The 23,112-nt window shown below is 69.0% G+C and carries 14 protein-coding genes; 8 read left to right on the top strand and 6 right to left on the bottom strand.

All coding sequences use genetic code 11. The features are described 5' to 3' along the window. The 4 genes from AC0VYN_RS12070 to AC0VYN_RS12055 form a co-directional block, all read right to left on the bottom strand. Complete coding sequence (locus AC0VYN_RS12070; RefSeq protein WP_475535969.1) at positions 1-993, bottom strand: hypothetical protein; 993 nt, start codon at positions 991-993, stop codon at positions 1-3. Then, positions 990-3,032, bottom strand: a complete 2,043-nt coding sequence (locus AC0VYN_RS12065; protein ID WP_475535968.1) for a hypothetical protein — start codon at positions 3,030-3,032, stop codon at positions 990-992. Before AC0VYN_RS12065 ends, AC0VYN_RS12070 begins: the two co-directional genes overlap by 4 nt. Positions 3,033-3,749: 717 nt before the next feature. After that, positions 3,750-4,538: a DUF4352 domain-containing protein gene (locus tag AC0VYN_RS12060; RefSeq protein WP_475535967.1), complete on the bottom strand. Its 789-nt coding sequence runs from the start codon at positions 4,536-4,538 to the stop codon at positions 3,750-3,752. Between the two features lie 266 nt (positions 4,539-4,804). Then, complete coding sequence (locus AC0VYN_RS12055) at positions 4,805-6,037, bottom strand: DNA sulfur modification protein DndB (protein WP_475535966.1); 1,233 nt, start codon at positions 6,035-6,037, stop codon at positions 4,805-4,807. Positions 6,038-6,363: 326 nt separating this feature from the next. Between AC0VYN_RS12055 and AC0VYN_RS12050 the strand changes: the two genes are divergently transcribed. The 5 genes from AC0VYN_RS12050 to AC0VYN_RS12030 all read left to right on the top strand — a co-directional run bounded on the left by AC0VYN_RS12050 (position 6,364) and on the right by AC0VYN_RS12030 (position 17,343). Further along, positions 6,364-8,469 carry an N-6 DNA methylase gene (locus AC0VYN_RS12050; protein ID WP_475535965.1) on the top strand — a complete coding sequence of 702 codons (2,106 nt, stop codon included), beginning with the start codon at positions 6,364-6,366 and terminating at the stop codon, positions 8,467-8,469. Positions 8,470-8,576: 107 nt separating this feature from the next. Next, the gene (locus tag AC0VYN_RS12045; protein WP_475535964.1) at positions 8,577-10,568 is read left to right on the top strand and encodes a type I restriction-modification system subunit M; all 1,992 of its coding nucleotides are present in this window, start codon (positions 8,577-8,579) and stop codon (positions 10,566-10,568) included. Then, complete coding sequence (locus AC0VYN_RS12040) at positions 10,565-11,803, top strand: restriction endonuclease subunit S (RefSeq protein WP_475535963.1); 1,239 nt, start codon at positions 10,565-10,567, stop codon at positions 11,801-11,803. Before AC0VYN_RS12045 ends, AC0VYN_RS12040 begins: the two co-directional genes overlap by 4 nt. Continuing rightward, the gene (locus tag AC0VYN_RS12035; RefSeq protein ID WP_475535962.1) at positions 11,800-14,982 is read left to right on the top strand and encodes a type I restriction endonuclease subunit R; all 3,183 of its coding nucleotides are present in this window, start codon (positions 11,800-11,802) and stop codon (positions 14,980-14,982) included. The genes AC0VYN_RS12040 and AC0VYN_RS12035 overlap by 4 nt, the downstream gene beginning before the upstream one ends. Positions 14,983-15,207: 225 nt before the next feature. Continuing rightward, on the top strand, positions 15,208-17,343 hold the full coding sequence (locus tag AC0VYN_RS12030) for an AIPR family protein (protein ID WP_475535961.1): 2,136 nt from the start codon (positions 15,208-15,210) through the stop codon (positions 17,341-17,343). A gap of 65 nt (positions 17,344-17,408) precedes the next feature. Here AC0VYN_RS12030 and AC0VYN_RS12025 read toward each other — a convergent pair whose 3' ends face one another. Then, entirely contained in the window at positions 17,409-17,615 is a 207-nt protein-coding gene (locus tag AC0VYN_RS12025) for a DUF397 domain-containing protein (protein WP_093552748.1), read from the bottom strand. Further along, on the bottom strand, positions 17,612-18,481 hold the full coding sequence (locus AC0VYN_RS12020) for a helix-turn-helix domain-containing protein (RefSeq protein ID WP_475535960.1): 870 nt from the start codon (positions 18,479-18,481) through the stop codon (positions 17,612-17,614). Before AC0VYN_RS12020 ends, AC0VYN_RS12025 begins: the two co-directional genes overlap by 4 nt. Before the next feature lie 107 nt (positions 18,482-18,588). On the opposite strand from AC0VYN_RS12020, the gene AC0VYN_RS12015 reads away from it, so the two are divergent. The 3 genes from AC0VYN_RS12015 (at position 18,589) to AC0VYN_RS12005 (ending at position 23,043) form a co-directional block, all read left to right on the top strand. Beyond that, positions 18,589-19,128: an ATP-binding protein gene (locus AC0VYN_RS12015; RefSeq protein ID WP_475535959.1), complete on the top strand. Its 540-nt coding sequence runs from the start codon at positions 18,589-18,591 to the stop codon at positions 19,126-19,128. Positions 19,129-19,228: 100 nt separating this feature from the next. Further along, a complete protein-coding gene (locus AC0VYN_RS12010; RefSeq protein WP_475535958.1) occupies positions 19,229-20,821 on the top strand; it encodes a serine/threonine-protein kinase in 1,593 nt (530 codons plus the stop codon). A gap of 80 nt (positions 20,822-20,901) precedes the next feature. Continuing rightward, complete coding sequence (locus AC0VYN_RS12005; protein ID WP_475535957.1) at positions 20,902-23,043, top strand: UvrD-helicase domain-containing protein; 2,142 nt, start codon at positions 20,902-20,904, stop codon at positions 23,041-23,043. The last annotated feature ends 69 nt before the right edge of the window (positions 23,044-23,112 follow it).

Below are 23,112 nucleotides of genomic sequence, written 5' to 3'. Positions count from 1 at the left end.
TCACTCGGTCCTCCCGCCGGTGGCCGCCACCGGTCGCGGCATGGTCTCCAGGTTCTGCCGCAGCGAGGCCGCGATCGCCTCGGCGAGCGCCCTCGGCACGTTGTCGTAGGCGCGGGTCCGCGCCTGCTTGCCCACCGAGGGCGGGAAGCCGCTGCACAGGACGGCCGCGCGTTCGTGCAGGGCGGGCAGGGGCGCGTACCGGTCGACGAAGAGCCGGCCGATGCCGGCCCGGCCCTCGCCGGACTCCGGCCGCCAGCGCATCGCGCCGGTGCGGTGGCGGGCGAGCTCCAGGTAGACGCCCGTCTCACGGTCCACCGCGCGGAAGACACCGTCACGACGGACGCGGGTCAGCCGTGCGTAGTCGGCTCCGCGCCACCGGTACAGGCCGTCCTCCTCGTCCCTCGCCACGGGGACGAACCGCTGGAGGCGCGGGTCGTACTTCTCCAGCGTGGCGGCGGTGCTCCCGCCGGGCGGTGCGGACTCGGGGCCCGGCGCCGCCTGCGCAAGCAGCTCCGCCAACTGCAGGGCGGCGCAGGGCACGTGGCGGACCCCGAGGAACTCCGCGGCTTCCTGTAGGGTCCGCGGGTCCTCGTACTGGAGCAGGAGGGTGTCGGGCAGCGGCGCCTCTCCGGCCTCCGGCCGGTGGGGGACGGTGATCAGCTCCATCCACTCCTGCGCCGCCTCCTCGACGCGCGCGCCGATCCGCGCGGTGCGCGCGCCGGTCAGCAGCGCGAGGCCGTCGGCGTGGGGCAGCCGGGTCAGCACCGGCGGGGCCACCGACCAGCGGTCGGCGCGCAGGTCCACGTCGATGAAGCCGAGGGCGGCGGCCTTGCGCGTCCAGTCCCAGTCGGCGTACTCCTTCAGCTCCAGTCCCCATGCCCGGGCCTGGCCGCGGACACCGTCGCGCAGTGCGGACGCCCTGCCGCTGCGGCTCTCGCTCAGCCAGCGCAGGAGGATCCCGCCGAACTCGGTGCTGCTCGTCGTTCCTGTCATCGATCCAGCTCCTTCGCCGCCTGCACGTACGCGGCCCATGAGGGCTCGACGGACGCCTGCTGGGCGTTGAGGACGGCGCGGGCCCAGGCCCGCGGGTTGCCGGTGCTCTTCGGTTCCGGCGTTCCGGGGTTCACCGGGCGGCCCTTCCAGCGTCCGCTCCGGCGTTCCAGGAGCCAGCCGCCGATGCCGTGGAAGCCGGCCTCGAAGCGGAGCGGGGCGGGGGTGTCGGGGAGGCGTTCCGTCCACCAGTCCGGTTGCTCCGGTGCCTGAAGCGTCCACAGCCGTCCGTCGGCCGCCGCGAACAGCACCTCGTCCGCGTCCCGGCGGCACAGCTCCATGACGGCCGCCGCGTCCTGCGTGGTGGCGCTCGTGCAGTCGGCGCCGGTGATGCCGGTCGGCAGGGTCTGCTCGTCGAGGAGGGAGGGCGACGGGGAGGCCTTGCCGTCCACGACGGTGAAGCCGCAGACCCTGGTCACCTTCGGCTCGACGACGGCCTGGTCCGCGGTGGCGAAGCCGATCTCCGCGCCCGCGCAGCTCACCGTGTGGCGGCCGGGCTCCAGCCGGAGCACGGCCAGGGGGACGGGGCGGCCCGCGGCGATCGCCTTCCTGAGCTCGGGCCGCTCCCTCCCGTCGACCATGAGGGTGACCGTGCCCTCCATGGCGTCCGGGAGGACCACCTGGGGCTCGCCTCCCCGCAGGTACAGGTGAGGGTCGAGCGAGGGCGCGAGCTTCAGTCCGCCTTCGAGGCGGAGCTTGAACTGGGCCGGGGGCTGCAGGAGACCGACCGCGCCCTGGACCTCCTTCAGGGCCCGGCGCAGGGTGACCGCGTCGTCGAAGGTGACGGGCTTGTGCAGGGACCAGCCCTGCGGCACCCAGGCCAGCTTGCCGGTGTCGGCGCTCCGGCCGGTGGTCGCGGCCTTATCCAGCAGCCGCTGCACGTCCCGCTGCGCGGTCGGGGCGGCGAGCACCACGTGTGCCTCTCCCGGGCGGAAGCCGTCGGTGGCGGCCCAGACGCCGAGCACGTCGTCCCGTGCGAGCATCAGGACGGAGGAGGCGGGGCGGCTGAGCACCAGGCCGTCCCCGTCGCGGCGGATGCCCCGGGTGAGGGTGTCCGCGCTCGGGGCGGGCAGGCCCGTCACCTCGTAGTAGGCGGTGTCGCCGAGCTGCTCGAGGACGACGCCGCCCCTGAGCTCGACGCGCTCCTTCCGCTCCGCGGACCGCAGGCGCGCCACCCAGCCGAGACGCCCCGCGTCCAGCCGCACCAAGAGCTCGGCCCGGGTGACACCGGTGGGCACCAGCTCGTCCGAACCGTCCCAGGAGGCGGCGTAGTTGCCGATCAGCTTGGCGAGGAAAGGTCGGAACTCCTCCTCCTGCAGGGCGTTGTGGAAGTTCTTGGAGAAATACCGTTCCATGCCCCGGATCTCGATCTGGGCGAGCAGCGTCTCCCCCGGCAGCGGCCAGGTAGTGCCGTGTTCCCGCAGCGACCGGAAGAACTTGGGCAGGAAGGACCGGTCAGCGCCGCTGAGGAGCGCCTGGGACTGGGCGAACCCGATCATGCTGCGGTTGGAGGGCAGGTCGGCGGGGGCGGGAAGGGTGCACAGGCCGCGTGCACCCTTCTGGCTGTGCTGCCAGGAGGCCAGCACCTGCCACATGCGGGAGACGGGCTCGTAGTGGTGGCTGCCAAGTCGCTTCTCGTCGCCGGTCAGCAGCTCGGAGAAGCGGGCGTGGTAGGCGGTGGCCCGGTGGTTCCGGTCGTTCACCATCCGGGACGCGGCCATCACCGAGCAAGCCAGCAGCGGCAGGAAGGCGGGCACGCCGTCCTTGTCCTGCTGCCGCCTGCGCCAGCGGTAGTCCTCCAGCGCGCTGTACGGTTCCGCGGTCCCCAGCCGCAGGAACCCGCTCACACACTGGGCGAGGGATTCCTCGATGCCGTATCCGTGCCTGAGTTCCTGCTCCACGTCGTCGTCGACGTAGAACAGCGTCGGGTGGCCGGCGTGCTGCCGTCCGAAGAACTCCTCGGCCAGCACTTCCTGCCACACCTGGTAAGAATGATCCACTCTGTCCCCAAAAGAGAGGTTCCGATGCCCTGTTCGTGAAATCCCCGGCACGGAACAGTCTTCCGCGTCACCCCGGAACCGCCCTTGACGACGGATCGTCATCGAACGTCCGCTTGGGCGCGGCCCCTTACCCACATTGTCCGGCGCAACCAGACGGCGTGTAACACACAGAGACGTCCCACTTATCCCCCACCGATTCCACGAGCGTCCCTTGCAGTGCGTACGACCACCAGGAAGACATGGCCATGACTTCACCAAGGGTGATGCATTCAAAGCGATCACACCCCCACCGCGATCACCGGAAGCACCAATTGATTTACCCTACAACCAAAGCCTCCCTGCGGAGGAGCGCGCGGCCCTTTCAGACCGTCCCGCTCTCGTTGAGGCTCTTCTTTATCCATGCCCGGGTGTAGAGGTTTCGGTCGAAGGCTTCACAGTAGGAGCAGTACTTGACGATGACGGCATAAGGGTTGACGGAGGTCTTGGGCGGACGGCCCCCGGCTGCTTCCGCGCCTGCGCCTCCTCTCTGAATCCGTTGATTCGATAAGGCAGTTGCCGGCCGGGGTTTGCGCATGCGGGTGAGGAAAGGACGGGCCCGTGGGCCCGGCATCGGGATGCACCCGATGCCGGGGGAGGCGTGGTCCCGCCGCCGTGCGGGGACGACGACGGCACCCGGCGGGGTCCCGTCCGCGGTCCGGGCTACTGCACCTGGCCGGTGAAGATGGCCGTGCGGTACCAGCCGGAGCCGGAGCTGTCGGCCGGCGTGATCTCGATCTGGGCGCTCGTGGCCGTCTTGGGGAACACGCAGGCCGCCTTCCAGGTCTGCGACTTGCCCGGCAGCAGGTGCGTGTCCGGCGTGCCGCTGAAACCCGCGTCCGTGTCGAAGACCTCCTCAGCGCCGTCCGGGCAGGACAGGCTGACCATGGTCAGGTCGATCGTGGACTTGGAGCCGTTCTGCAGGGTGACGGAGAAGGCCAGGTAGGCCTTGCCGGACGGGCTGGCGTACTCGCCGGAGGTGCCTCGGCCGAAGCCGCTCAGGTGCGCCTCGACGCCGTTGTTCCACGTGGCGGTCTTGTCCAGCGCGACGGTGAAGGTGTCACTGTCGGAGTCGCCCTGGGTGTCCTGCGCGCCCTCGGCGCTCGGGGTGTCCTGCGAGGCGCTGACGGTGGCCGCCGACGGAGCGGTGTCCGTCTGGGTGCCGCCGGTGGCGGAGCAGGCGCTCAGGGAGCAGCCCACGACGGCCGCGGCCGCGGCGAGGACGATCCCGCGCGGGCGGGCCGGGGGCGCCGCGGGGAGCGTCGAGGCACCGTGGGTGACTCGCGGTCCGCGCCACGACGGCTTCCTCCCGACCGACGGCCGCGCGGAAGCGGGGGGCATCTGCGACGTCGTCTCCGGCGTGCCCGTGGACGCGGCGGAGACCTCACGCGAGGACGAAGCGGAGGGAGAGGAGGGAGAGGAGGGCGTGCCGGAGGTGTTCGGGTAGCTCATGTGTCCGTTCCTTGTACGGGTGGGGAGGGAAGGGGACTGACGGGTGGTGGGAGGAGGGGTGCGCATGCCGACGGAAGCGGAGCTGCAGCGCCGCGCCCGGGGCCGGCCGGCCGGACCGAGCCGACTCCGGGTGCGGCATCGCACTCCGGTCGCCTCGCGTGCCGGGTGCGGGAGTCGGGGGCCGTGCCCGCGGGCGGAGCCCCGTCCGGGGAGGAGGGTTCGGCCGGGAAGGTCTCGGCGTCAGGGGATCCGCGCCGCGGGCCTGTTCAGCTCCGCATCCCTCGGATCCTTCGGCCCAGCTCGCTGTGCGGGTCGAGGAGCGCGCCCGCGACACGGCCGGCGGAGTCCTTCACACCGCCGCTGAAGTTGAGACGCCCGGTGGCGCCCACGCTGGCGCAGACGCCGTCCCAGTAGACGGGCTCGCGCTCCCAGCGGACGTCGGCCAGCAGGCGCTCCACCGTGTCGTAGCTCATCGCGTCGTGAGGGGCGCACCACGGGGTCGCGCGGTGCAGCAGGAAGCCCAGGCCCGCCATCACGGCCGGGGCCGTGATCGCGCTGCGTCGGGCGAAGTCCGGAAAACGGTCCTCAATGAGCCGGGACACGAGACGGACGACCACCGTCGTCACCTCATCGGCGTCGGTGTGGGAAGGCAGGTCACCCTCGTTGACGTTGGCCGCCGAATACTGCACACCCTTGGCACCGAAGACGGTGGTGACGATCAGCGCCCGCAGCGCGGACAGCGTCACCACCTCCTTGTCGGTCTTGGTGAGCTGCCGCTTGCCCGCGTTGACCAGCTTGGCGAACGGCATCCGCTGCCCGTCGGACTCGACCTCGAGCTTCTCGCCGACCGTGTAGGCGAGGCGGGTGGCCAGGTCGCGCTGGTCCATGGACATGGCCAGGTTCTTGGCGACGTCGACGCCCTTGACGTTGCGGTCGTAGAAGATCTGGCGGGCGTCGGCCGGGGAGATGCCGAGGTAGAGCTCGAAGGGGATGCGCACCCGTCGGCCGAGCTCGGTGTAGGTGAGGCCGAAGGACTCCGGGTCCCGGTAGATGTCGTGCCAGGCAGTGGTCTGGGTCTCACCGTCGATGGCGATCACCATGGCGTCCGGGGCGACGGTCAGCGTCCGCAGACCGGATCCCGCGACCAGTTCGTCGCTCATCGCGGCGACCTCGCCCGCGTGCCAGAGCGTGATCGGGGGCGTGGACCACGCGGAGCCGTGCTTGCCGAGAACGCCGGCGGCGATGTACTCGGCGTAGTCCGGGATGTTCTTGCCCTTCTGGGACTTCAGCGTCCGCTGCACGGTGGCGCGCAGTTCGGCGCGGCGCCGGTCGTGCCCGGACGCGGTCTTCAGGGCGCGCGGGTCTTCCTCCTGACGCGGCGACGGCACGAGCCGCACCAGCGCCGCGAGGGACATGGTGCCGATGACCGCGTCCTCGCGGAACGTCATGACGGTGAGCGGGATTCCTTCCGGCGTACCGGTCGGCATGGTCAGACGCATGGGTCCCCCCTGGGTTGGTCGATGGGCCGTCGCCCCGCCTCGAACCCCTCGTGGCCCCGACCACCCGCCGGACGGCGCGGGACGGGCAGCTGAGGGCTGTGAGTGCTCCGAGTGTTCGGAGCGCGTTGAGGCATGGCTGTGGCCATGGAACTGTCGCCCCACGCCGTAGAGTGCTGCCTACCGACGGAAGCAGAACCATGTAAGCACAGACGCGAAAGCACTGTCCAACGACTTGCGCGAGTTGACGCGTGCTGTATGGTGTGACCACGCCGACCATCAGAGCCAGGACCTCACTCATGCCGCAGCCCTCTGCACCATCAGCCCAGGTGACAGCCGCCGAGATCTCCCGCATCGCGGGCGTCACGCGCGCCACCGTCAGCAACTGGCGCCGTCGGCACGACGACTTCCCCGCCCCTGCGGGCGGCACGGACAGCAGTCCGCTCTACGACTTGGAGGAGGTCCGCGCCTGGCTCGCCTCGCGCGGACAGCACACGGCGGCCACACCCAGCGGGGAGCTGCGCACGACCCTGCGTCTGCGAGAACAGGGGGGTGCGGGTGTGTCCGACCTGCTCGTACTGGTCCTCGCAGCGGCCCGCCGTCCCGCCGACGACCTCGCCGGTCTGCTCGCACTGCCCGACGACGACCTGGTGAAGCAGGCGAACGACGCGGCAGCCGGGGTGGCGGACGTAGTGCCGGACACCGAGCCCGTCCGGTTCACCGCCGCCGACACCACCGTCCTGCGCGCCCTGCTTCTCTGCGTCCGTGACGAGGGCGCGCAGACGACGCTGGGTGTCCTGGCGGAGCGGGAACTGGAGGACAGCGCCGCGAGCGGCGCGTACCGCACCCCGGCCCCGCTCGCCGACCTGCTGGCCCGCCTGGTCCCTGGCTCCCCGGCCCGCGTCCTCGACCCCGCCTGCGGCAGCGGCACCCTGCTGACGGCTGCCGCCGCGCGTGGCGCACGCAAGCTGTACGGGCAGGACAGCCTGCCCGTCCAGGCACGGCGTGCGGCGGTCGACCTGCTCCTGACGGCCGGGGAGGGCGCGGGCGTGACCGTGCGCACGGGTGACAGCCTGCGCGCCGACGCCTTCCCCGACCTCACCGTCGACGCCGTGCTGTGCAACCCGCCCTACGGCGACCGGGACTGGGGCCACGACGACCTGGCCTACGACTCCCGCTGGGCGTACGGTTTCCCGCCCCGCGCCGAGTCCGAACTGGCCTGGGTGCAGCATGCGTTGGCGCACCTCGAACCGGGCGGCCACGCCGTGCTGCTCCTCCCTCCGGCGACGGCGTCCCGTTCCTCCGGCCGCCGCATCCGCGCCGAGCTGATCCGCAGCGGCGCCCTGCGCGCGGTGGCGGCCCTGCCGCCGGGAGCGGCGATCCCGCTCCACATCGGCCTACAGGTGTGGATACTGCAACGCCCGGAGCCCACGCGGCCGGCGTACCAGACGGTCCTCTTCGTCGACACCGTCGACGAACCATCGGCGCCAGGACGCAGCGGTACCCGTTCGAGTTCGGTGGACTGGGCGCGAGTGACGGAGCAGATTCTCACCGCGTGGACGGCGTACGCCGAGGACCCTGACGGGTTCGAGGCGCAGGCCGGTGTGGCGCGGGCGGTGAGCGTGGTCGACCTGCTCGACGAAGTGGTCGACGTGACGCCCGCGCGTCAGGTCCGGGCCTCCCAGGCCGACATCGACCCGCAGGAACTGGCCCGCGAGGCCACGTCGGCCCGCGAAGGTCTGGCGGCGGCGGTGCGGACGGTGGCCGAGCTGGCCGGCACGGCGGCGTGGGACGCGGCGGGGGCTTCGGCCCGTGACTGGCGCACGGCCACGGTGTCGGACCTGGACCGAGGCGGGGCGCTGAAGGTGCTGCGCGCGGTTCCGGTCTCGCCGCGGGCAGCGGGCGCCGAGGCGGGGCACACGGAGGCGGGAGCCGACGACATGGACCGTCGCCCGGTCCTGACAGGCCGTGACATCGCCGGCGGATCTGGACCGACCGGGCAGGCGTTGGACGTGCAGGCCGAGCAGATGCCGGAGATCGCCAAGGGCGACGTCCTGGTCCGCAACCTCGTCGGCGGCACGGGTCCTGTGGCCCGGGTCGCGGGCGAGGCGGAGGCAGGCGCCCTGCTGGGGGCGGGCGTCCACCTGTTCCGGCCGGACCCGGCACGACTCGATCCCTGGTTCCTCCTCGGCTTCCTCAGCGCCGAGGCCAACCTGGCCGGCGCCTCGACCGGCAGTTCCACACTCCACCTCACGCCGGGCCGACTGCGCGTACCGTTGCTGCCCCTGGAGGAGCAGCGCCGGTACGGCGAGGCCTTCCGGCACGTGGAGGCTTTGCGTGAACAGGCGCGGCGCACGAGGGACTTGGCCGAGGAGACGGCACGGCTCGTGAGCGGGGGGCTCACGGGCGGGCAACTGGTGCCGCGGCCGGCCTAGGCTCCGGCACCACCCCCACACCGGATGCGGACGGACGAGGACACACCATCCCCTCCCCCGCACGCACAGTCATCCGTATGAGCCCCGGAAGGGAAACGGAAGAAGTCTTGAACAGCAGCAAGCACACGGAGTTGGCGAACCACGCGTGGTCCGTCGCCGACCTCCTGCGGGGGGACTACAAGCAGTCCGACTACGGCAAGGTCATCCTGCCGTTCACGGTGCTGCGGCGACTGGAGTGTGTGCTGGAACCGACCCGCGAGAAGGTCGCCGAGATCGCGGAGCAGTACAAGGACGGCGACATCGACCCGGACCGCTTCCTGCGCCGGGCCTCGGGCCACTCCTTCTACAACCGGTCGAACCTGACCCTGAAGAAGATCGCCGCGGACCCGCAGAACGCGGCGAAGAACCTCGCGGTGTACGTCGGCGCGTTCTCCGACAACGCCCGCGGTGTCCTCGACCGCTTCGAGTTCGCCCAGCAGATCAAGCGGCTGGACAGCGCGGGGCTGCTCTACCAGGTCATCGGCAAGTTCACCGACCTAGACCTGCGTCCCGAGGTCGTGCCCAACCACAACATGGGCTACATCTTCGAGGAGCTGATCCGCCGCTTTGCGGAGCAGTCCAACGAGACGGCCGGTGAGCACTTCACCCCGCGCGAGGTCATCCAGCTCATGGTGCGGCTGCTCGTCGCCCCGGACGGCGACGCGCTCCAGCTTCCGGGCGCGGTGCGTACGGTCCTCGACCCGGCCTGTGGCACGGGCGGCATGCTCTCCGCGATGGACGACCTGATCACGGAGCTGAACCCGGACGCCACGGTGGAGGTCTTCGGCCAGGAGCTCAACCCCGAGTCGTGGGCGATCTGCCGGTCCGACCTCATGATCAAGGGCCAGGACCCGGAGAACATCCGCTTCGGGAACTCGTTCTCGGACGACGGCCACGCCCGTAAGACCTTCGACTACATGCTGGCCAACCCGCCGTTCGGCGTGGAGTGGAAGAAGGTGAAGGACGAGGTCACCGCCGAGCACGAGAAGCTGGGCGAGGCGGGCCGCTTCGGCGCGGGCCTGCCGCGTATCAACGACGGCTCGCTGCTGTTCCTCCAGCACATGATCTCGAAGATGAAGCCGGTCGACGTGGACGGCGGGGGCGGTTCGCGCCTGGCGATCGTCTTCAACGGCTCGCCGCTGTTCACGGGTGCGGCCGGCTCGGGTGAGTCGGAGATCCGCCGCTGGATCCTGGAGAACGACTGGCTGGAAGGCATCGTCGCCCTGCCGGACCAGCTCTTCTACAACACCGGCATCTCCACGTACTTCTGGATCCTGACGAACCGGAAGAGCCCGGACCACAAGGGCAAGGTCGTGCTGTTGGACGCCCGCGACCAGTGGCAGAAGATGCGCAAGTCGCTGGGCGACAAGCGCAAGGAGCTGGGCAAGGAGCAGATCGCCACGGTGGTCAAGCTGTATGGCGAGGCGCTGGCGGTGGCGGGCGACGCGGAGCACCCGCTGCACGGGAAGGTGAAGGTCTGCCGGAACGAGGACTTCGGGTATCAGCGGATCACGGTCGAGCGCCCGCTGAAGCTGCGGTTCGAGGTGACGGAGGAGACGCTGGCAGCGCTGGAGGCGTCCAAGGCCATCCAGAAGCTACCGCAGGCTGAGGTTTTGGCGGACGCCTTCAAGTCCCTGATGGGGACGAGTTGGGGTACGAAGCAGGAGGCTTGGCTCGCGCTGAAGGACGCGGTGGTGCAGGCCGGCGGGACGTGGCCGACGGGGGCGCCGTTCAACAAGGCGCTGCGGGAGGTCGTCGGGGTACGCGACCCTGAGGGCGAGGTGCAGCTCGTCAAGGGGCAGCCTGAGCCGGACGCTGAGCTGCGGGACTACGAGAACGTGCCGCTGGGCGAGAACGTCGAGGAATACCTGGCGCGGGAGGTCCACCCGCATGTGCCGGATGCGTGGATCGACCACAGTAAGACGAAGGTCGGGTACGAGATCCCGTTCACTCGGCACTTCTACGTGTACGAGCCGCCGCGGCCGTTGGCGGAGATCGACACGGAGTTGAAGGCGCTAGAGGCGGAGATTCAGGCGCTGCTGAGTGAGGTTACAGAGTGAGTTCGTACCGTATCAAGGACGTCGCGCGCATCAACCGGCAGACTCTCCCTGAAGACACGGACCCAGATTTCCGGTTCCGGTACATCGATATCTCCGCCGTGGACTCTCTCGGGAACGTAACGATCCCGGACGACGAGATCGTCTTTTCGGAGGCACCCTCCCGGGCAAGACGGCTGGCTCCGGCGGGTTCCGTCGTGGTGTCGACAGTACGCACCTATCTGCGCGCCATCGCGAGGGTACCGGTGACGCTTGACCCCCTGGTGTTCTCCACTGGGTTCGCCGTACTGGAGGCAGGGCCTCAGGTCGACTCCCGCTTCCTTGCCTATCACTGTCAGTCGCAGTCCTTCATCGATCACGTGGTAGCGAGGTCGACCGGAGTAAGTTACCCAGCGATCAACCCGGGTGAGATCGGCAACCTGCGGATCGACCTCCCCTCCCCCGAGGAGCAACGCCGCACCGCCGACTTCCTCGACACCGAGACCGCCCGCATCGACACCCTCTCCGCCATGCGACGGAAAATGCGCGAGCTCCTTGCCCTGAAGCGAGAGCGTGTCATCGAGTCCACGCTGGGCCTCGAACGTGACAAAAGTCCCCACGCATTGATCCCTCTTAAGTACATGGTCGAAGCCGTCTCCGTCGGCATCGTCATCACACCGGCGAGATGGTATGTGGACTCCGGAGGGACTCCAGCATTGCGCGGCATCAACGTTAAACCTGGTGCCATCAACTCCGGCGATCTGGTGCAAATCAGCGCTCAAGGTCATGCCGAACACGCCAAGTCTCGTCTCCAGGCGGGTGACGTGGTGGTGGTCCGTACAGGCCAGGCAGGCGCAGCAGCCGTCGTGTCACCGGAGTTCGATGGAGCCAACTGTATCGATTTGATCATCGTTCGTCCTGGCCCCAAGGTCGCCCCGAAGTACCTGGAATACGTCTTGAACTCCGAGCATGCTCGCGCCCAGGTATCCGAGCATGCTGTCGGCAGCATCCAAGCGCACTTCAATGTGGGCGCGATGAAGCAGATCCCTCTTCCTTCTGTTCCTAGAAGCGAACAGGAAGAGACGGTGACGCGGCTTGACCAGGCCGTCGGCAGAATCGACCGTCTCCAGGGCAAGCTTGTCATGCAAGAGCAACTTCTCGCCGAGCGCCGCCTAGCTCTCATCACCGCCGCCGTAACCGGCCAGTTCGACGTCTCCACCGCCAGCGGTCGCAACGTAACCGAAGGAGCTACCGCATGAGCCCCGCGCACGACGAGTCCTCCTTCGGTTCCGCCATCGTCGCCGCCCTCGCCGAACGCGGCTGGCGCGAGGCGAACCCCGAGGACTACCAGGCCGACCTCGGCCTGGACACCAACGAGCTGTTCACCTTCATCGGCGCAACCCAGCCCGACGAGTGGGACGAACTCCTCACCGTCTACGGCGGCAACCCCAACGAGGCGCAGCGCGGGTTCGCGCAACGCCTTGACCGGGCCATCGCCGACGACGGGCTGCTCCACGTCCTCCGTAACGGCGTGAAGGACCGCGGAGTCCGGCTCCGCGTCGCCTACTTCAAGCCCCATCTCATCTCCGCGGACTCGGTCCTCGACGGCTACCGGGCCAACCGCCTCACCGTCGTCCGTGAACTCCCCTACGCCACCAAGCAGGCAGACTGGGGCCACCGCCTCGACCTGACCCTGTTCCTCAACGGCATCCCCGTCACCACGGCCGAGTTGAAGAACCCGCTCACCGGTCAGGGCGTCGAGCAGGCCAAGGAGCAGTACCGGACCGACCGCGACCCAACCGAGCTGATCTTCACGCGCCGCGTCATCGCCAACTTCGCCGTCGACCCGGACCTGGTCTTCGTCACCACGCAGCTCCGCGGGAAGAGCACCCGTTTCCTGCCGTTCAACACCGGTTCGAACGGCCCCGGTCAGCCCGGTGGCGCCGGCAACCCGGCCCCGACCGCCCACGGCAAGTACGCCACCTCGTACCTCTGGGAAGAGGTCTGGCAGCGGGACAACTGGCTCGACCTCCTCCAGCGGTTCGTGCACCAGCAGAAGGAGAAGACGCCCGGCGGCGGCACCACCAAGTCGACGATCTTCCCCCGCTTCCACCAGTGGGACGTCGTCCGCAAGCTCACCGCGCACGCGTCCGTCCACGGCGCCGGCCAGAACTACTTGATCATGGCCTCCGCCGGCTCCGGCAAGTCGAACACCATCGGCTGGCTGGCCCACCGCCTCAGTGATCTGCACGCCCGCCCGGACCCCGCCGTCCTGCGACCCGACGCGCTCGCCGACGGCCGTATCAAGCCCGGCGAGCCCGTCTTCGACAAGGTCATCGTCATCACCGACCGCCGCGCGCTGGACGCCCAGCTCTCGGCGACCGTCGGCAGCTTCTCGCAGACCGACGGCCTGGTCGTGAAGATCGACGAGAAGCACGGGGCGAAGAGCGAGCAGCTGGCCCGTGCCCTCTCCCGAGACACCGGCAAGATCGTCACCGTCACCCTGCACTCGTTCCCGGCGCTGCTGGACTACATCAAGCGAAACCCCACCGAGATCAAGGGCACCCGCTTCGCGATCATCGTCGACGAGGCGCACTCCTCCCAGTCCGGCGACGCGGCCACCGCCGTGAAGTCGGCCCTGCGGGACCTCGGTCTGGACGCCGACTCGGACGACGAGGGCGCGACCACGGTCGCCGTGGAGGACGAGCTCAAGGCGAAGGCGGTCGAGCGCTCGCACGCCGCCAACCTCTCCTACTTCGCCTTCACCGCCACCCCGAAGGCCAAGACCCTCGAACTCTTCGGCACGGAAGCGGTGGAGAACGGCAAGACCGTCTACCGCCCCTTCCACACCTACTCCATGCGTCAGGCCATCGAGGAAGGCTTCATCCTCGACCCCCTGCGCAACTACGTCACGTACAACACCTACTGGAAGCTCGCGAACCTCAACCACGACGAGAAGGAGGTCGACCCCTCCAAGGCGAACAGCCTGCTCGCCCGGTTCGCGCTCATGCACGAGCACACGGTGTCCCAGCACGCCCAGGTGATCGTGGAACACTTCGTCGCCCACACCCGCGGCCGGCTCGGCGGACGTGCCAAGGCCATGGTGGTCACGGCATCCCGTCACTCAGCCGTACAGATGGCACGCGCCATCAAGAGCTACATCGCCGACCGCGAGTACGACACCAAGTACCCGGACCTCGGCGTCCTGGTCGCCTTCTCCGGATCTCTCACCATCGACAACGAGGAGACGACCGAGAGCAAGGAGAACGGCGGTCTGCCGGAGAGCGCGCTGCCGAAGGCGTTCGCCTACACTCGCGCCGACGACAAGGCCGCGAAGGCCGGCGGCAAGGGGCAGCAGGAGTATCGGATCCTGGTCGTCGCCGAGAAGTACCAGACCGGCTTCGACCAGCCGCTGCTGACGACGATGTACGTGAACAAGACGCTGACGGGCATCGCCGCCGTGCAGACGCTCTCGCGCCTCAACCGCACCGCCGACCGCAAGTCGCAGGCCGACCTCGCAGTCCTCGACTTTGTCAACGAGGCCGAGGACATCCAGGACGCGTTCCGCCCCTACTTCGAGGAGGCGCACACCCTGCCCTCCGACCCGAACCTCCTGTACACAGCCCAGAGCCGCGTCATGTCCGCGCCGATCATCTCGGAGCAAGACATGAACGAGTTCGTCGCCGCGTACTTCGAGGCTCAGGAGAAGGCCGGCGGCTCCCAGGCCAAGTGGGAGAAGCTGCACGCGGAGCTCTACCGGCTCCTCTCCCCCGCAGTCACCCGCTTCAGCGCCCTCCTGGAGAGTGAGGAGGAGGACGATGTGGAGACGGCCGAGGAGTTCCGGACGAACCTCAACGACTACGTCCGCAAGTACGGCTTCCTGGCTCAGATCGTCCCCTACCAGGACGCCGACCTGGAGCGGCTGTACCTGTACGGGCGTTATTTGCTCAACCGACTCCCCCGCCTCGCGGACGGTGGCGTCGACATAGGCGAGGTCGATCTCAGCCACCTGCGCGTCGAGAAGACCGGCGAGCACGACAAGTCCCTCGTGTCTGACGGCCCCGCCGAACTCAGGGGTTTCGGCGACGGGGTCGGCGGCGGTAAGGACGCGGAGAAGTCACTGCTGTCCGAACTGATCGAGAAGTTCAACGCGAAGTTCGGCACGGAGTTCACCGAGGAGGACGTCCTCCCGGCCTTCATTGCCACGAAGAAGGACCCGAAGGTGCGAGCCGCCGCCCTCGTCAACGACGAGGAGAACTTCGGCGTCGTCTTCGACAAGAAGTTCGAGGAGAACATGATGGATCATGTCTCCACGATCGATACGCTCGGCAAGCGGTACTTCGGGACGGACCGGGACTTCAAGTCCAACCTCGACCGCAGCGCCCGCCGCGCGGCCTGGCGGATGATCCGCCGGGAGGAAGGGCTGGACGACTTCTGACAGCACCTGGGGCACCGGCTCCGGGTCGAGGTGCCGGTGCCCCGGGCGCTTGTTGTACATGAACCGGCTTACAGCTGCGCCAAGGCACCACTCACGCCGCAGGACTTCCCGCGTCACCGACAGCACATGATGCATCCCGCCGACTCCGTCGGCCGATAGTCGTGAAAGATCAACGCTACACTGCGTCGGGGAGACGCAGCGCATAGTATTGGGGGCAAAGTTAAGTTGGACGAGACAGAACGCAAGGCCGCGACAGCGCCTATCCGTATCCACCAGATCCGCACTGCGCTTCTGCAGCAGTACAAGGGACTCATCTATGACGAGGACCTCAAGGGGTACGACCAAAATGGCTATGAACAGCGGTTCCTGTCCCGCGCATTAACTGCGGCCGCTGTACGCGAAGTGACTGGCTGTGATTACAAGGCCGCCGGCGCTGCTGTCATCGACGGCGAAGATGACCAAGGCATCGACGGCGTGGCAGTCACCGAGGGCACGCAGGAGGTCTGGCTCGTTCAGGCCAAGTGGAGTGACGAGGGCAAGGGGAAGCTCGACACCAACGCGGCACACAAACTCGTCGCTGGTCTCCGTCTCATCGAGCAGCGAAGTTTCGACCGCTTCAACGACCGCCTGGAGCCAATCGCCGCTCGTGTCAACGCAGCGATGCACGATGCGCGGCTGAAGGTGACCCTGGTCATCGCTGTCATGGGTGTGGGAACACTCAGCAAGGAAACCACCCACATCCTGGAAGACGCTCGGAACGAGTTCAACGGACTTGGACCGGTCCTCGACTACCGCGTGGTCCACGCTGCAGACATCCTTCGACAGATCCGTGAGGATCTCGCGCCCGAACCGGTTCAGGTAACCGTGCGGATGACGAACTGGCTTCGACGGAACACGCCGCTCACCGCTTATCAGGGCACGGTTCCGGCCAGCAACCTTGCCGAGTGGTACCTGTCGCACGGAAACCGTCTGTACGAGCAGAACTTGCGCCAGGCGCTCGGTACCACCCGAGTCAATTCAGGCATGCTGAGCACACTGGCGGATGAGCCGGAGAACTTCTGGCTCTTCAACAACGGCGTGACAGTGCTGTGCGACCGACTCGACGAGGAGTGGCCAGGACGCCGCCGCCCGGACGAGCCAGTGCATCTGCGCATCTCGGGAGTCAGCGTCGTGAATGGCGCACAGACCGTCGCGGCAGCACATCGCGCCATGGAGGCGTCCCCCGAAACCGTGGAAGACGCCGAGGTAACGGTCAAGGTGATCGTCATCGACAAGCGCATGCCGGATCTCCCGCAGCGCATCACCGAGACAACCAACACACAAAATCACGTGGAGCAGCGAGACTTCATCGCCTTGGACGAAGTGCAGGCGATGATCCGTGAAGACTTCATGCTGTCCCTGCAGAAGTCGTATGTATTCAAGCGTGGGGAGCCCGACCCGGCACCGGACGAAGGTTGCTCTGTTGTGCACGCCGCCATCGCCCTGGCTTGTGCGCACCGCAACACCGAACTCGCGGTACGGGCAAAGCGGGACACAGACCTTCTCTGGGAGCGCGGCAGCAGAGGCGCCTATCCTCGCCTCTTCGGAGAGCGGCCCAGTGCCTTCCAGATCTGGCGTTCGGTGCTTGTGCACCGCGCTGTGGGCACCGCGCTCAATGAAGAACGCAAGCGGTTCCAGAAGCGCGCTGCCGACGTCAGCCAACGCGGTGATCTACTCATCACCCACCTGGTCTTTCAGCTTCTCGACCAGGATCGGATCGATGATCCGGAGTACGACTGGGACGCGGTACTGCAGGAAGTGCCTGCGCTCACCAATCGGGTCCTGTCCTGGTTGATCCACCACATCGACACGGAGTACGGGCCCACCTCCTTCCTCAGTGGAACACTCACTGATGCCGGGCGTTGCAAGCGACTCGCGGAGTTGGTGTTGCGTGACGCCCAACGCGAGGGCGTCATCCCCGACCTGCCGGCGGTCTACACGGCCACCAAGGGGAACAAACGCAAGCCACGCCGCCCCAACGCTGTGCCCACTCTTGTGGACAGCGGAAGGATCAAGAACGGCACCCCAGTCCGGCTACGCCTGTGGAACAAGCCCGAGATCGAAGCGCTCACCCCTTGGCTCGCGGAGGACCCCCGACGCGGTGAAGCCACCTGGGTGAACGATCGGACGCGGTGCCTCGTGTGGGCGGTCGACGGAAAGGCCTACTCGCCGACTCGGCTGGTCCTGAACCTGTACGAACTCGCGGGCTGGCAGGAGGCACCCGTGGCCGTGCAGGGACCGGCACGGTGGACGTTGGACGGTAACGCCACCCTCTCTGATCTGGCACGAGCCCTCCACGCTGAGCAGGCCGAACAAGAGTAGGCACGGGGTAGCGCACCTGGGGCACCGGCACCTACTCGGTGCCGGTGCCCCAGGGCGCGTCTACTTCAGCCGCGCGCGGCCCTCTGCACGAACTCGGCCCATGCCTTCGGCCCGAGCGACAGGACCGGCCCGGCGGAGTGCTTCGAGTCCCGGACCAACACAGCGTCGGGAACGGCAGCGACCTCCACGCACTCACCGCCGTTCCCCGTGCTGTAGCTGCTCTTGATCCATCCGACATCGCCTACAGACGGCTCGGTCCGCTGGGCGCTCATGTCTCTCCCATCAGTTGCACAATGAACGCTGCCGATTCGCTCGGGGTCAGCGCTTGTGACCGGAGGATGCCATAACGCGCTTCCAGCGTACGCACGTACTTGGTGTCCGTATGCAGACGGCTGTGGTCCTGCACTTCGGCGTACGCGATCCGTTGATCGTCGTCGGTGTCGATCAAGGTGAAGGGACCACCGAGTGCACCATGGTCGGCACGTCCGGTCGGCATGACCTGGATCTCTACGTTCCGGGACTGACCCAGTAGCAGGATGTGCTCCAAAGCCTCCCGAAGGACTTCCGCCCCACCGAGCGGCCTCCTGAGTACCGCTTCCTCGATGACGAAGCTCATCAGGGGGGCCGGCCGACGGCTGAAGATCTCCTGTCGCAGCAGGCGTGCTCCAAGTCCCTCCTCAATCACCTCGTCACTGAGGAGGGGACGCTCCATATGGAAGACAGCCCGGGCGTAGGACTCGGTTTGCAGCAAGCCAGGCACGGCGTAGACGGCATACACACTCAGCGCGGAGGCCTTTGCCTCAAGCCGGGCAGCATCCTGAAAGAAGACGGGATACCGCGCCCGCCCCACCTCCCCCTTCATGGCCACCAGCAACCCGCCCGCGTCCAGCACCTCGTCCGCCTGATCGATGAACCGAGGCTGTGGCACCCGCCGTCCCTGCTCGTACGAGGCGATCGTGTCCGCCGAATACCCGACCCGCTTGCCGAGTTCGGCCCGCTCCATCCCCGCTCGCGTCCGCAGCAGCTTCAACTGTCGTCCGAACGCCCCGATGACCCCCCGCGCAGGTTCGTCCTCCGCCTGCCGCTGCTCCGGCACCTCACCCTCACCCGTCACCGCACACCCCACTTCCGCCGTCACGCGGCCGGCCGTACCGTCCCGTACACGGTGCGCGCCCGCGGGTACTTCCCGTCGCGTCAGCGCGTCACCCCTGGTCACCGTATGCCACACCCGGCAACGCTGCGTGCATGAACCGAACGGAACAACCCGCACCGGCGACCCCCGTCCACTCCTGCTTCACGCTCCGCTTCAGCTCCACGCCTCGAGGCGCGCGCCTGGCCCGCCGGCTATGCGGGGAACGGCTGGACGCCTGGGGCATCCCCTACGGCAGCAACGCTCACGACGTGCTGAGCCTCCTCATCTCCGAGCTCGCCACCAACGCCGTCACCCACGGCCACGTGACCGGCCGGGACTTCCGCGTCCACCTCCTCGCCCTCTCCGCGTCCGATGCCGCGACGCTCACCATCCGCGTGGAGGTCACCGACACCCGGGGTGACAGGCTCCCGGGGCCCTCTGCCACCCCCGCGGCCCGCGCCGGCGAACCGGCCGCCGACTCCGCCCGTACCGGCGGACGCGGCCTCTTCCTCGTCGAGGCCCTCGCCGACCGCTGGGGCTGCGTACCGCGTCCGGATGGTCCCGGCAAGACGGTCTGGGCCGAGTACACGGCGACCACCGTGACCACCCCGGCCACCGTGGCCCGATCCGGCCCCTCCGCCGCGCCCTCGTAGGACGCGGCTGGACGCACAGATCGTTTTACAGAGAAACTGACCGCGTACCGATGGGCTCGGGGACGGGCGAGCGCGAGTGCAGGACGCGGGGCGGGGACAGGTGCCGGACAGACCGATCGCGGGCCGCTACGAGCTGCTGGAGCGGCTCGGCAACGGCGGTATGGGTGACGTGTGGCGGGGTTACGACGCGGTGCTGGACCGGCCCGTCGCCGTGAAGCGCATCCGGCCGCAGGCCGTCGCCGCCACGCCGCAGCTGGCCGAGGAACTGGAGCGGCGCTTCCGCCGCGAGGCGCGGATCACAGCCCGCATCCAGCACCCGGGTGTACCGCAGGTGTACGACGCGGTGCTCGACAGCGGCTATGAGCACCTGTTCCTCGTGATGGAGCTGGTGGAGGGCATCCCCCTCACCCGGTACGTACACGAGGAGCGGCCCCTGCCGGTCAGCTGGGCGGTGGCGGTGGCGGCGCAGGTCGCCACCGTGCTGTCGTACGCGCACGACGTGCCCGTGGTGCACCGCGACCTCAAGCCATCGAACATCCTGGTCGCACGCGACGGCACGGTGAAGGTCCTCGACTTCGGTGTCGCGGCGATGCTTCAGACCGACGTCACCCGGCTGACGGCCTCCGGCCGGCCGATCGGCACGCACCAGTACATGGCGCCCGAGCAGGTGCGCGGCACCCGGGTCACCCCGCGCACCGACCTCTACGCCCTCGGCTGCGTGCTTCACGAACTCCTCTGCGGCAGGGCGCTGTTCAGTGCCCCCAGTGACTTCGAGCTGATGGACCGGCACGTCCGGGCCGCGCCCACCCCGCTGCGGCGGCTGCGGGCGGACGTGCCGGAGGAACTGGAGGCGCTGCTGCTGCATCTGCTGCGCAAGACGCCGGAGAGCCGGCCGGTGGACGTGCAGGAGGTGTACGAGCGGCTGATGCCGTTCCTGCCCGCGCCCGGTGAGTCCTCCGCCCTCGGGGAGGCAGGGCCGCCCGGTGCGCCGGACCCGACCGGGCTCTACCGCCGCCCCTACGCGCCTCGGGCCCGGGCCGAGAGCCGGCCCAGGGTCGCCCCGGGCTCGGCGGCTCCCGGCCAGGTCGCCGAGCATGTGGTGTCACCTCCGGAACGGGAGTTGCTGCGGGGGCGGTTGCGGGAGGTCGACGAGCACTACATCGCCCTCATGGAGGAGGAGCGCTACACGCAGGCCGCCGAGGTCGCGGGCGAGATGATCGAGCCGCTGGCGCGCGCCCTGGGCGCCGAGAACAAGGCCGTCCTGCGGCTGCGGCGACGCCGTGCGTACAGCAGGCAGCTGGCCGGTGACCACCGGGCGGCCCTGCCCGAGTTCGAGACGCTCGCCGAGGCCTACGGCCGCATCAACGGGCCGACCGACGAGGCCGCCCGCGACTGCCGCGCCCAGGCCGCCCGCTGCCGCGGCGAACTCGGCCAGGCGACGGAGGCGCTGGCGGAGCTGCGGGCGGTCCTGGAGGTGGAGCGGGCCGTGGAGAGCGACGTCAGCGACGCGGCAGTGGAGCTGCGTCGTGACATCGGCATGCTGCTGCTGAGCCAGGGCGATCCGCTTGAGGCCCGGGCCTGCCTGGAGGCGCTGTACGAGGATGTCGTGCTCGTACACGGCCCGCACCACGAGGTGGCCGTCGAGGTCGCCGAGGTTCTGACCATGCTCCGCCGGGAGCTGGACGGCGGGTGACCGGAACCGCTCAGGCCGGCCGCCGGTGAACGTACGGCCGAACGGCACGCGGCAGCGCCGTGTAGGCCTAAAATCTCGTCATGCCGCACCTCGCCCTCGACAAGGCCTTCTGCCAGCAGCTGGAGAAGTTGGAAAAGCATGTCAGGAACGGCGTGTTCGACGCCTGGGAGAAGTTCGAGCGGCTCACCCTCGACCAGCTCTTCAGGGACCCCGGCCTGAAGCTGGAAGCGCTCAAGGGCGCCAGGGACCGGCAGATCCGGACCATCCGGATCACGCAAGGGTACCGGGGTGTGGTCCTGGCGCCCGAGACCGGCGACACCTTCGTGCTGCTGCGGGTCGGCCCGCACGACGAGGCCACCGAGTGGGCCGTGCGGCAGAAGGCGACCATCAACGCGGTCACCGGCGCCGTGGAGCTCCGTGAGATCACGACCCTGGAGGAACTGGCCCCGGCGTACGAGCGCATCGCGCCCGCCGAGGAGCAACGGCTCTTCGCGAAGGTGTCCGACGGGCAGATGGCCGCGCTCGGCATCGACGCGGCCACGCTCGCGCAGGCCCGCGTGCTGACCAGCCTGGAACAGCTCGACGTCTTCGGGCGGTTCTTCCCGCCGGACCAGTACAAGGTGCTGGAGCACCTGGCGCTCGGCGCGAGCGTGGAAGAGACGTGGCAGGAGGTCGTGGTGCCGGCGCTGGCCGACGCGGCCTCGACGGAGCCCGTCGACACCACCGACTACGCGACCGCCATCGCGCACACCCGCACCCGGATCGCCGTTGTCACGGACGCCGACGAACTGCGCGACATCCTCGACAAGCCGTTCACCGCCTGGCGGATCTTCCTGCACCCCGCCCAGCACAAGGTCGCCTACCGTCCGTCGTACTCCGGCCCCGCGCAGGTGACCGGCGGACCCGGCACCGGGAAGTCCGTCGTCGCCCTCCACCGGGTACGGCACCTGCTGCGGCACCTGCGCGATGGCGACCGCATCCTCCTCACCACCTTCACCAACGCCCTCGTGGACTCCCTCACCGAAGGGCTCTGCCTGCTCGTCGACGACCGGGACCTGCGCGACCGGGTCGACGTCATGACCGTCGACGCCTTCGCCGGACGCGTGGTCAACACCTCGCGCCGGCCGCTCACCGGGTACGAGGAGACCGCCCGGTGGGAGCAGGCTGCGGAAGCCACCGGCTTCACCGGCACCCCGCAGTTCCTGGCCCAGGAGTACAAGCACGTCGTCCTCGCCCAGGACATCCGCACTCAAGAGGCGTACGAGCGCTGTGAGCGCCGGGGACGTGGCAGCGCGCTGCCGTCCTCCGCCCGGCCGCTGGTGTGGCGGACCGTGGAGGAGTTCACCCGGCGGCTGGCCGAGGACGGACTGCGCACCTACCTCGGCACCTGCGTGGAGGCCACCGACCTGCTGACCGAACAGGGGCCGTGCTACCGGCACGTCGTCGTCGACGAGGCCCAGGACCTCCACCCGGCCCAGTGGCGGATGCTGCGCGCGGCCGCCCCGCGACGCCCCGACGACCTGTTCGTCGCGGGCGACCCGCACCAGCGGATCTACGACAACCGGGTATCACTGAAGTCCCTCGGCATCAACGTCGCCGGCCGTTCGACCAAGCTACGCAAGAACTACCGCTCCACCCAGGAGATCCTCAGCTGGGCGACGGGACTCCTGCTCGGCCGCCCCTTCGCCGAACTGACCGACAGCGGGCGGCACGACACCCTGATCGGGTACAGCTCCGCCCTGCACGGCTCCGGGCCGCGCGTCCACGCGGCGGAGACGGAGGAGGCCGAATTCGATGCCCTGATCGAACAGGTGCGCGCATGGGTGGACAACGGCGCCGCATACGGGGAGATCGGGATCTGCGCGCGGTTCAACAAGACCTGCGAGAAGGCCAAGGACCGTCTGATCGCGGCCGGGATCCCCGCCAGCCGGGTCCGCGCGGGAGCCGCCCGCACCGACGACGCGGTCAACGTGGGCACCATGCACACCTTCAAAGGGCTCGAGTACCGCTACACCGCCGTCGTCGGCGTCCACGACCGCGCCCTGCCGAACCCTTCGGCCATCACCCCGGAGGAGGTCGACCGGCTCCAGCACGAGGCCGACCTCGCCGCAGAACGCTGTCTGCTGTTCGTCGCCTGCACCCGGGCCCGGGACGGCCTGTACGTCTCGTGGACTGGGCAGCCGAGCCCGTTCCTGGTGGAGGCCGGCTGCGGGTCGAGGTAGCCGGCATGGTTCGTCCACCCACCGGATCAAGCGCGTGCAAGCAAGCCGGCGAGGTTTGACGACGCTTTC

It is taken from the genome of Streptomyces sp. 63XJN7_1_ISO-PGPR-S23-121, from assembly GCF_056173025.1.
The sequence above is the reverse complement of the archived record's forward strand: the minus strand, read 5'-3'. Positions and strand labels throughout refer to the sequence as shown.